The following is a 9,281-nucleotide window of genomic DNA, read 5'->3' on the forward strand; positions in this document are numbered from 1 at the left end:
TGTCAGTTCACCCGGAGATTACGCCGCCGTCCAATTTCCACCACTTCCGAGACACGACCCGTCCACCCCGGGGGGCAGGGTGTTGGCATTGCCCAACTCCGGCGCCGAAAACGCCCCTGCCCGGTCCGACATCGCCGTGACCGTGGCGACACGCGGCCGCGACGCAGCGGCGACCAGCATCCCCTGCACCCATCCGGGGGTGACCCGCGCATCGCTGTTGAGGAGGATGGCGTGCTTGCGGCCAACTTCCTCAAGGCCCCGGTTGATCGTGCGGGTGAAGCCCAGGTTCTGGGCGTTGGTCAGCACTCGCATTCCGGGTCGGGCAGCGGCGCGGCGCATCAGTCCGGCAATCGCCGGGTCGGGCGATGCGTCGTCAATGAAGACCACCTCGACCTCGGGCGGGGTAAAGCGCGCCAGCCGCTCGATGCAGGTCTCGACGTCGTCGGCCGCGTTGTAGAGTGGGACGATCACGGCGACATCGCGCGGCGCAATCGGCAACACACCTTCGGTGAGGGCGTAGGACCGGGCGCGCGCGTCGACGACAACCTGCTTGCTCAAGGTCTCCCCGTCGGGGAAACGCAGCGACACGCTATGCGCCCCGGCCTCGAGACGCTCCAACGGCAGTGAGACGCGGATCCCGCCCAATCCCTCCGACGCGCCGAGCCCCATCAGGTCGCCACGAGGCTCGTTGTTGCGCGTGACGCAGTAGAACTGTCCGTCGATCAGCACGTCGATGGCAAAGACCAGACCGCGATCACGGTGATCCACGGCCCAGCCACGTAGCGTGTTCGGGCTGGCGTGCTCGATCTTCGCCTGCCACCGCGCTTCGCTGGCACGTGCGCCCTGCCTCGCATGGTGTCTGAGCCCGTCGGTCGCCGGAGAGACAACAACGTGCCGCAATAGAACCTTGCGCGTTCCGGCGCGGACGGCTTCCACGGTTGCGCCCGCGCGCAGGCCCGGCCCGTTCGCCGGCAGGCGCCAGTCAAAGCCAAATCGGCCGGAACCAATCCCCGCCTCTTCGAGATCCTTACGATGCTCGTCGGCGACGATCCCCTCGGCGATCTTCACACCATCGACGACCAGATCGAGTGTGATGGGGCCGGCGCTTGCCGCGTCCCTCACCCAGCCGACAATCATCCGGCCGGCCGCCTGATCTATGTTGCCCGGCTGGGCACTGCCGACCGCGCGTAATCGCCTGAGGCTTCGGGAAACGAGCCGCTTGACGTTGGTCAGGTTGATTCTGCTAGTCATTCTTGGTGTTCAATTCATCCCAGCCAACACGCACCCAGCCTCGAAATTAGAAATTGGGCCAAGCTGCTAGGTCACGGCGCGAGGATCCTCCCCCTCGAGCAGACCGCTTAGGTACCGCCCGTAATCGTTCTTTCCGAACAGCTTCGCGCGCGCCGTCAGCGCCTCGGCGTCGATCCAGCCGCAGTCATAGGCGATCTCGTCGGGGCTGCCCGACTGCATCCCCTGCCGCTTCTCAAGCGTGCGGACGAAGTTACCGGCGTCCAGCAGGCTGCCGTGCGTCCCGGTGTCCAGCCACGCATAGCCGCGCCCCATCCGCTCGACGTTGAGCCGCCCCTCGTGCAGGTAGGTCTCGAGCAGCGTGGTGATCTCAAGCTCGCCGCGGTCCGAGGGGGCCACCGCGCGCGCCCGGCGGGGGGCGTCGGCGTCGAGGAAATAGAGCCCCGTCACCGCGTAGTTCGAGGGCGGCACGGCGGGCTTCTCGATGATCTCGCGGGCCCGGCCCTCGGCGTCGAAGGCGACCACGCCATACCGCTCGGGGTCGGCGACGTGGTAGCCGAAGACCGTCGCCTCCTCGCGCGCGTCGGCGGTCCTGAGCAGCTCGGTCAGACCGTGGCCGAAGAAGATGTTGTCGCCCAGCACCATCGCCGAGGGGGCGCCGGCGAGGAATTCTTCGGCGAGGATATAGGCCTGCGCCAGCCCGTCCGGCGAGGGCTGCACGATCCAGGTGAAGCGCACCCCCCACTGGCTGCCGTCCCCCAGCAGGCGCTGGAACTGCGCCTGGTCGTCGGGGGTGGTGATGATGGCGATCTCGCGGATGCCGGTCAGCATCAGCACCGAGATCGGGTAGTAGATCATCGGCTTGTCATAGACCGGCAGCAGCTGCTTCGAGACGCCCATGGTGATCGGGTAGAGCCGCGTCCCGGACCCTCCGGCGAGGATGATGCCCTTGCGCTGCTGGCGGGGGGTGGTCATGCGTCAAGCTCCGTGATGACGGCGGCAAGGCCCGTGCGCCAGTCCGGGCGCGCGATGCCGAAGTCGCGAGTGATGGCGGTGCAGTCGAGCCGCGAGTTGAGCGGCCGGCGCGCCGGGGTGGGATAGGCCGAGGTCGGGATGTCCTCGACCGTGGGCGACAGGCCCGAGCGGGCGAAGATCGCGCGCGCGAAGTCGGCCCAGCTCACGTCCGGGGCGCCGGCGAAGTGGTAGATGCCGCCCTTCGAGGGGTCGGCCTGCATCTGCCGCGCCATTTCCAGCAGCGCGGCAGCGATGTCGGCGGCGGGGGTGGGGCCGCCGATCTGGTCGGCGACGATGGTCAGCCGGTCGCGCTCGGCCCCGAGGCGGCGCATCGTCTTGACGAAGTTCGTGCCATGGGCCGAGAACACCCAGCTCGTCCTGAGCACCGCCCACTGGCCGCCGGCGGCGGCGATGGCGCGCTCACCCTCGAGCTTGGTGGTGCCGTAGACGCCGATCGGCCCGGTCGGGTCGCTCTCGCGCCGGGGCGCGTCGCCGCTGCCGTCGAACACGTAGTCGGTCGAGACATGGACGAACGGAATGCCGAGCCCGGCGCAGGCGACCGCCATCGCCTCGGGTGCGTCACGGTTGATGAGCCGGGCGACGTCGGGCTCGGATTCCGCGCGGTCCACGGCGGTATAGGCGGCAGCGTTGATGACCGCCGCGGGCTTGCGCGCGCGGATCAGCGCGGCGCAGTCGTCGGGGCGGGTCAGGTCGGCCTCGTCGCGCCCGGCGAACTGCGCCTCGGGCGCCAGCCGCGCGAGTTCCCGCGCCACCTGCCCGGTCCGGCCGAAGATCAGTAACCCGCTCATGCCGCATCCCCTTTGCGTTCGTCCGGTCCCGCGCCGCCCAGCGCGTCGAGCCGCGCGGCCATCGTCTCGATCACCAGCGCGGACGCCGGATCGCCGCCCTGCGCCTCGGCCAGCGCCGGCAGGTGGGCGACCGCCGCGGACAGGGCCTCTGCCTGCGCGGCGAGCCCCGGCCCGTGCGCCGCCTCGAGCGCGCGCAGACTGTCGTTGCGGCTGTCGAGCGCCTGTTGCAGCAGCGCCAGCAGCGGGCCCGACAGCGCCGCATCGCTGCCGTCGCGGTCCTCGGCCAGCGCGTTGATCGCCCGGATCACCGGCACCACCGCGTCCGAGACCGACTCGTGCCGGCGCGGCGGCGCGCTGGCGCCGGTCAGGTCGATGTCCAAGAGCCGTCCCAGCGCCGGCAGCCAGTCGCCGTCCGCGTCGATCTCGGTCAGGTCGCGGGCGCCGTAGGCTGCGCCGAGGTCACGCCCCAGCCGGCGCACGTCGCCGAGCCGCCGCACCCGCGGCAGCGCCGCGAAATCGGCCAGCCCCACGGCAAGCCCGTACTCGTCGGCGTTGGCCGCGGGGTTCAGCATGAAATCCTTCCACATCGCGCGCACCCAGTCGCCCGGCGCCCGCGTCATCAGGATCAGCCGCACGTCCCAGCCCGCGGTCACCGCGCGGAACCACTCGAGATGGGCGGGGTCGAAATCGTCGAGATGCCGGCTCAGCCCCTCGGCCGAGATCAGCACGTCGCCCGAGGCAGCCGCCAGCGCCTGCTCCAGCCGCGCATCGGGGCCGAAGCGCAGCGCGTTCACCAGCCACTGGTGGCGCGCGGCCATGTGGTCCGTCGCCTCGGGCTCAGGCCAGTCGAGGCCCTGCCGGGCCAGCAGCGCCCGATTGGTCCCGGCCCAGTCCTGCAAGGCCGACGAGCCGCATTTGGGCAGCCCGACGTGCAGGAACAGGGACCGCGGCCCGACCATCAGCCGGTCCCCAGCCGCGCGCCCACCCCTTCGCGCGCCAGCAGCGGCCGCCACCACGCCTCGTTCTCGAGATACCAGGCGACGGTGCGGCGCAGCCCCTCCTCGACCGTGACCGAGGGGCGCCAGCCGAGTTCCGTGCGGATGCGGGTCGGGTCGATGGCATAGCGGCGGTCGTGGCCCGGCCGGTCGGCGACGAAGGTGATCAGCCGGTCGTGCGGCGCGCCCTCGGGCCGCATGGTGTCCAGATGGCCGCAGATGGTCCGCACGAGGTCGATGTTCTTCGCCTCGTTCTCGCCGCCGATGTTGTAGCTGCGCCCGACCTCGCCCCGCGTCAGGCAGGTCAGCAGCGCGTCGGCGTGATCCTCGACATACAGCCAGTCGCGGACGTTGCCGCCGTCGCCGTAGACCGGGATCGGCTGCCCGGCGAGCGCCCGCAGGATCACCACCGGCACCAGCTTTTCGGGGAAGTGATAGGGCCCGTAGTTGTTCGAGCAGTTGGTCAGCACCACCGGCAGGCCGTAGGTCTCGTGCCAGGCCCGCACCAGATGGTCCGACGCCGCCTTGCTGGCCGAATAGGGCGAGCGCGGGTCGTAGGGCGTCTTTTCGGTGAACTTGACCGCGGCGTCGTCGGGCAGCGAGCCGAACACCTCGTCGGTCGAGATATGGTGGAATCGGAACCCCTCGGGCCGCCCGGCGGCGGTCCAGTAGGCGCGGGCCGCCTCGAGCAGGTTGTAGGTGCCGGTGACGTTCGTCTCGATGAACGCACCCGGCCCGTCGATCGAGCGGTCCACGTGGCTTTCGGCCGCAAGGTGCATCACCGCGTCAGGGCGGTGGGTGGCGAACACCCGGTCGAGCGCCGCGCGGTCGCGGATGTCGGCGTGCTCGAAGGCGTAGAGCGGGCTCTCGGCGACGCTCGCCACGTTCTCGAGGTTTGCCGCATAGGTCAGCGCGTCGAGGTTGACGACGCCGTGCCCCGCCGCCACCGCCTGACGGACGACGGCCGAGCCGATGAACCCGGCACCGCCGGTGACGAGAATCTTCATGCCCGCACCTCCTTTCCGGCCCAGACGGGCGCGGGGAAGTCGGAAAGGTCGAAGGGCGAATCCCAGTCGGCGAAGGCGGGGGCGATGGTGTCCTTCTCGGACAGCACCGGCGCATCCGTTCCCCAGTCCACCCCCACGCTGTCCCAGCGCACCCCGCCGTCCGCGGCGCGGTCGTAGTGGTCGGTGCATTTGTAGACGACTTCAGTCATGTCCTCGCGGGTGACGAAGCCGTGCAGGAAGCCCGCCGGCACCCAGAGCTGGCGGCCGTTCTCGGCGCTCAGTTCCACCCCGACCCACTGGCCGTACTGCGGGCTGCCGCGCCGCGCATCCACCGCCACGTCGTAAAGCCGCCCGCGCCCGCAGCGCACCAGCTTGCCCTGCGCGTGCGGCGGCGCCTGGTAGTGCAGCCCCCTGAGCGTGCCAGCCTTGGCCGACAGCGAGTGGTTGTCCTGCACGAACTCGGGCAGCTCTATCCCCGCCTCGACCAGCGTCCGGCGGTTCCAGCTTTCCGAGAAGAACCCCCGGTGGTCGCCGAACCGCGGCGGGGTGAGGATCAGCACGCCGGGCAGCGCGGTGGGTTCGATCAGCATCGGGATATCCTTCGTTACGACGCCCCTATGACACCGCAGCCGGAGTTTTGGAAGTGATCCCCTTCCGGCGCAGTCGGGGGAAGCGGTACGGAGCTCACCCCCTTACCGCGCGGTACCGCTACAGCGCTGGCATGACAGTGTCGACGCATCGCGGAGAGAGGGGGATGGTGCCCGGAGGCGGATTCGAACCACCGACACGCGGATTTTCAATCCGCTGCTCTACCAACTGAGCTATCCGGGCGCCCTGCGGGGCGTTGCCGCCCGTGGGTGGAGCGTTCCTAGACAGTCGCGGCGGGGCTGTCCAGAGGCAAAACGCGGCTCAATCGTCGTCGCGGCGGTCGCGCCCGTCAGCCTCGGGCGGGACGGACGCCGGGTCCACCGGCTCGCCCGGGATGGCATAGTCGCCGCGCAGCCAGCGGGCGAGGTCCACGTCGGCGCAGCGCCGCGAGCAGAATGGGCGATAGGCCGGGTCGGCGGGGCGCTGGCAGATCGGGCAGCTCACTCCGGCTCTCCGGCGGTGGCGGCGACGGCGGCCAGCGGCACGCGGTCGCGCTTGCGGTTCAGCTCGAAAAGCCCCATCGCCGTCCAGCCGATCAGCACCGTCTCGGTCCCGTCGGCCTTGAAGGCGGCGCGCAGCACCTGCTCGATCGTGCCGCGGTCGCGCTTGGGGCTGGGGGCGAAGTCGATCACCACCTGCCCGCCCAGGCCCCGCAGGCGAAGCTGGCGCGGCAGGTCGCGGGCCAGCGCGATGTTGGCCTTGAGCGCCGCCGCGGGCGTGGTGTCGCGGCCGGTGTTCACGTCCACGGCGACGAGCGCGCGGGTCGCCTCGATCACCGCGAAGCCGCCGCCGGGCAGGTCGAGCTCGTCGTCGAGCAGCGCGTCGATGGCGGCGGCGACGCCGTGGGTGTCGAAGCTGTCGTCGCCCTCGTCCACCGCGTCGGGGGCGGGGTCGGCCCAGTCGGTCCAGGCGGCGCGCCACGGCAGGTCGGCGTCGACCAGAAGCTCGGGCCGGCCCGAGACGTCGCCCATCACCTCTACCGCGAGGCCGGCGAGGCTGCCCGCCTCCTCCGCCACCTCGGCGTCCTGCGCGGCGGCGGCGGCGCTGCGAATCACCAGGCCGAGCGTTTCGGGCGCGCCGGCGGCGGCCAGCGCCGCCTCGCCCAGCGCGGTCAGGCGAGCGCGCACGCCTTCGTCGCGGATGCGGCGCGAGACGTTGACGCCGGGCGCGCCGGGGGTGGCGAGCGCCGTCTGCCCGCGAAAGATCACCCGCTGGGTGCAGGGGATGGCCTTGCCGTCATCGGCGACGCCCGAGACCTGGACGATCAGCGTCTGCCCCTCGCTCAGCCCCTTGGCGTCGCGCAGGAAGCCGCGCTCGCCTTCGGGCAGGCGCAGGAAGACGCCGCCCTGCCCCTTCACCAGGCGATCGACCACCGCCCGGCAGACGCTGCCCGGCGGCAGCGGGGTCAGGCCCGACAGGTCGAACAGCAGGTCCTGCAACTGCCCGTCCACCATCAGCGCCGCGGCCTCGCCCCCGAAATGGCGGCCCAGAACGACCTGGCGACCCTTCATGCGAATTCTCCTGTCACGGGCGCGGCGCGGGGCTCGACAACCGGCGCGGCGGTGACGCCGGCGGCGGCCAGCAGCACCGCGGTCTCGGCCAGCGGCAGGCCGACCACGGCGGTGAACGACCCCTGCAGCCACGGCACGAAGGCCGCGGCGGGCCCCTGGATGGCGTAGCCCCCGGCCTTGCCGCGCCAGTCGCCCGAGGCAACATAGCCTGCGATCTCGGCGGGGCTGAGCGGGCGGAAGCGGACCGTGGTCTCGACCAGCCGGTGCCGCGCGCGACCCTCGGCGGCGACCGTCACGGCGGTCAGCACCCGGTGGCGGCGACCCGAGAGCAGGCGCAGGAACGCGGCCGCCTCGGCCGAGTCGGCGGGCTTGCCGAGGATGCGGCGGCCCGCGACCACCGTGGTGTCGGCGGCCAGCACCACGCCCGGTTCGACCGCCGCCACCGCGGCAGCCTTTTCGGCGGCCATGCGGGCGACATAGGCGCGCGGCGCCTCGGCCTTGCCGGGGGTCTCGTCGATGTCGGCGGGGATGATCGCGTCGGGCACGATCCCGATCTGGGCCAGCAGTTCCAGCCGTCGCGGGCTGGCCGAGGCGAGCACCAGGCGCGGCCGCGCGCCCTGCGCGGGCCCCGCTGGCGCCTTACTTGAAGCGGTAATTGATCCGACCCTTGCTGAGGTCGTAGGTGTTCATCTCGACCTGCACCTTGTCGCCGGCCAGAACCCGGATGCGGTTCTTGCGCATCTTGCCCGCCATATGCGCGATGATCTCATGGCCGTTCTCGAGCTCGACCCTGAATGTCGCGTTGGGCAGAAGTTCCTTCACGACGCCGGGGAATTCGAGCATCTCTTCCTTGGCCATGATCTCTCCTGTAGGGAATCCGCCTGTCGCGGACCTGCGCCATATGCGGCGAAACCCCGGCTTTTTCAAGAGGGGCGTGCGGTGGGCCGTTCGCGCCCGCCGCCGGCGTGACGAATTGCCGCCCGAAGCGGGTGCTCACGGCCCGGTCACGGGTCTTTGCCGGCCGTTCACGACAATTTCGGGGAACGTCCTGGGCGGAATGAGGTTTGATGCGCACATCGCCCGCGTTGCGGGCACGAGCACGCAGCCTTGCGCCCGACGCGGCGCCCGAGACAAGGAATCGCCATGCGCCGGATCTTTCGTGACACGACCGCCATCGCCCTGGGGCTGGGGCTGACCCTGCCCGCGCTCGCCTCGGCGCAGACGCTCAGCGCCGCCGATGCAGCGCGCGTGGGCGCCGAGCGCGCCGCCAACATGCCCGAGCTGGCCCGGATGCTGGACGAGGAGATCGGCGACGGGCTGACCGCCGACAAGCTGGTCTGCCTGATGAACGCGCCCAAGCCCTGCCCCGAGGCGGCGCCGCAGTTCACGCCCGAGGGGATCGCGGTGCAGCTTGTCGAGGACGGCAGCTTCATCCTCGCCCCCGCCCCGCAGCAGACGATGCGGGTCAAGGACGGCGAGCTGGTCCCGGTCGAGGGCGGCAAGATCTACGGCAAGCCGCTTGCCGCGGCGCCGGCCGCCGAGCCGGTGGTGACCGCGGCTGCGGCCCCGGCCGAAGCGCCGGTGGTGGTGCCGGCCGAGCCCGCGGCAGAGGCCCCGGCCGCCGAACCGGCGGCCGAGCCTGACGCCGTGGCCGAGGCCGGGCGCGCCGCCGCCAAGGACGCGGCCGACGCGGCGAAGGACGCCGCCAAGGACGCCAAGGAGGCTGCCAAGCACGAGGCCAAGGCCGCGAAAGACGAGGCCAAGGACGTCGCAAAGGCAGCGAAGGATGAGGCCAAGGCGGTGAAGGACGCCGCGAAGGACGCGGCCGCCGAAGCGCGCGACGCGGCCAAGGCCGAGGGGGCGCCCTCGGACGACGAGCTGGCGAAGGCGCTGGCCGAACGTGCCGCGTCGGCCGAAGCGGCTGCCACGCCGCCCGCCCCGGCGCCCCCGGCCGAGACGGCGACGGCCGCACCGGTCGTGACCCCCGCCGCGCCGCCCGCGACCCCGGCCGAGACCGAATCGGCCGCCCCGGCCCCGGCGACGCCGTGG

Annotated in this window: 11 protein-coding genes and 1 tRNA gene; 1 reads left to right on the forward strand and 11 read right to left on the reverse strand. The window is 71.7% G+C overall.

The window, feature by feature from the left end; all coding sequences use genetic code 11:
- Positions 1–18: 18 nt before the first annotated feature.
- The 11 genes from ACFHYO_RS06665 to infA all read right to left on the reverse strand — a co-directional run bounded on the left by ACFHYO_RS06665 (position 19) and on the right by infA (position 8,090).
- Entirely contained in the window at positions 19–1,251 is a 1,233-nt protein-coding gene (locus ACFHYO_RS06665; RefSeq protein WP_394319247.1) for a glycosyltransferase family 2 protein, read from the reverse strand.
- 66 nt (positions 1,252–1,317) lie between these two features.
- Positions 1,318–2,223, reverse strand: coding sequence for a glucose-1-phosphate thymidylyltransferase RfbA (gene rfbA / locus ACFHYO_RS06670; protein WP_394319249.1), 906 nt, complete (start codon positions 2,221–2,223; stop codon positions 1,318–1,320).
- Positions 2,220–3,071 carry a dTDP-4-dehydrorhamnose reductase gene (gene rfbD, locus ACFHYO_RS06675; protein WP_394319251.1) on the reverse strand — a complete coding sequence of 284 codons (852 nt, stop codon included), beginning with the start codon at positions 3,069–3,071 and terminating at the stop codon, positions 2,220–2,222. The genes rfbA and rfbD overlap by 4 nt, the downstream gene beginning before the upstream one ends.
- Positions 3,068–4,030, reverse strand: a complete 963-nt coding sequence (locus ACFHYO_RS06680) for a hypothetical protein (RefSeq protein ID WP_394319253.1) — start codon at positions 4,028–4,030, stop codon at positions 3,068–3,070. Before ACFHYO_RS06680 ends, rfbD begins: the two co-directional genes overlap by 4 nt.
- Positions 4,030–5,073, reverse strand: coding sequence for a dTDP-glucose 4,6-dehydratase (rfbB, locus tag ACFHYO_RS06685; RefSeq protein ID WP_394319255.1), 1,044 nt, complete (start codon positions 5,071–5,073; stop codon positions 4,030–4,032). Before rfbB ends, ACFHYO_RS06680 begins: the two co-directional genes overlap by 1 nt.
- Positions 5,070–5,663 (reverse strand): dTDP-4-dehydrorhamnose 3,5-epimerase, encoded by a 594-nt coding sequence (rfbC, locus tag ACFHYO_RS06690; RefSeq protein WP_394319257.1) that lies wholly within the window; start codon positions 5,661–5,663, stop codon positions 5,070–5,072. The genes rfbB and rfbC overlap by 4 nt, the downstream gene beginning before the upstream one ends.
- A 165-nt stretch (positions 5,664–5,828) precedes the next feature.
- Positions 5,829–5,904 (reverse strand) — tRNA-Phe (locus ACFHYO_RS06695).
- 78 nt (positions 5,905–5,982) lie between these two features.
- On the reverse strand, positions 5,983–6,165 hold the full coding sequence (locus tag ACFHYO_RS06700) for a DNA gyrase inhibitor YacG (RefSeq protein WP_036700889.1): 183 nt from the start codon (positions 6,163–6,165) through the stop codon (positions 5,983–5,985).
- Positions 6,162–7,232: a ribonuclease E/G gene (locus ACFHYO_RS06705; protein ID WP_043131523.1), complete on the reverse strand. Its 1,071-nt coding sequence runs from the start codon at positions 7,230–7,232 to the stop codon at positions 6,162–6,164. Before ACFHYO_RS06705 ends, ACFHYO_RS06700 begins: the two co-directional genes overlap by 4 nt.
- On the reverse strand, positions 7,229–7,831 hold the full coding sequence (locus ACFHYO_RS06710) for a Maf family protein (protein ID WP_394319259.1): 603 nt from the start codon (positions 7,829–7,831) through the stop codon (positions 7,229–7,231). Before ACFHYO_RS06710 ends, ACFHYO_RS06705 begins: the two co-directional genes overlap by 4 nt.
- A gap of 40 nt (positions 7,832–7,871) precedes the next feature.
- A complete protein-coding gene (gene infA / locus ACFHYO_RS06715; protein WP_036636451.1) occupies positions 7,872–8,090 on the reverse strand; it encodes a translation initiation factor IF-1 in 219 nt (72 codons plus the stop codon).
- Between the two features lie 285 nt (positions 8,091–8,375).
- Between infA and ACFHYO_RS06720 the strand changes: the two genes are divergently transcribed.
- A partial coding sequence (locus tag ACFHYO_RS06720; protein WP_394319261.1) for a hypothetical protein occupies positions 8,376–9,281 on the forward strand: 906 nt, incomplete at its 3' end.

The organism is Paracoccus panacisoli, from assembly GCF_042435015.1.
Classification (GTDB): Bacteria; Pseudomonadota; Alphaproteobacteria; order Rhodobacterales; family Rhodobacteraceae; genus Paracoccus; species Paracoccus panacisoli.

Bases quoted from the DNA above. Each gene is read 5' to 3' on its own strand.
- ACFHYO_RS06665 (WP_394319247.1), bottom strand. From the start codon at position 1,251: ATGACTAGCAGAATCAACCTGACCAACGTCAAGCGGCTCGTTTCCCGA.
- rfbA (WP_394319249.1), bottom strand. From the start codon at position 2,223: ATGACCACCCCCCGCCAGCAGCGCAAGGGCATCATCCTCGCCGGAGGG.
- rfbD (WP_394319251.1), bottom strand. From the start codon at position 3,071: ATGAGCGGGTTACTGATCTTCGGCCGGACCGGGCAGGTGGCGCGGGAA.
- ACFHYO_RS06680 (WP_394319253.1), bottom strand. From the start codon at position 4,030: ATGGTCGGGCCGCGGTCCCTGTTCCTGCACGTCGGGCTGCCCAAATGC.
- rfbB (WP_394319255.1), bottom strand. From the start codon at position 5,073: ATGAAGATTCTCGTCACCGGCGGTGCCGGGTTCATCGGCTCGGCCGTC.
- rfbC (WP_394319257.1), bottom strand. From the start codon at position 5,663: ATGCTGATCGAACCCACCGCGCTGCCCGGCGTGCTGATCCTCACCCCG.
- ACFHYO_RS06705 (WP_043131523.1), bottom strand. From the start codon at position 7,232: ATGAAGGGTCGCCAGGTCGTTCTGGGCCGCCATTTCGGGGGCGAGGCC.
- infA (WP_036636451.1), bottom strand. From the start codon at position 8,090: ATGGCCAAGGAAGAGATGCTCGAATTCCCCGGCGTCGTGAAGGAACTT.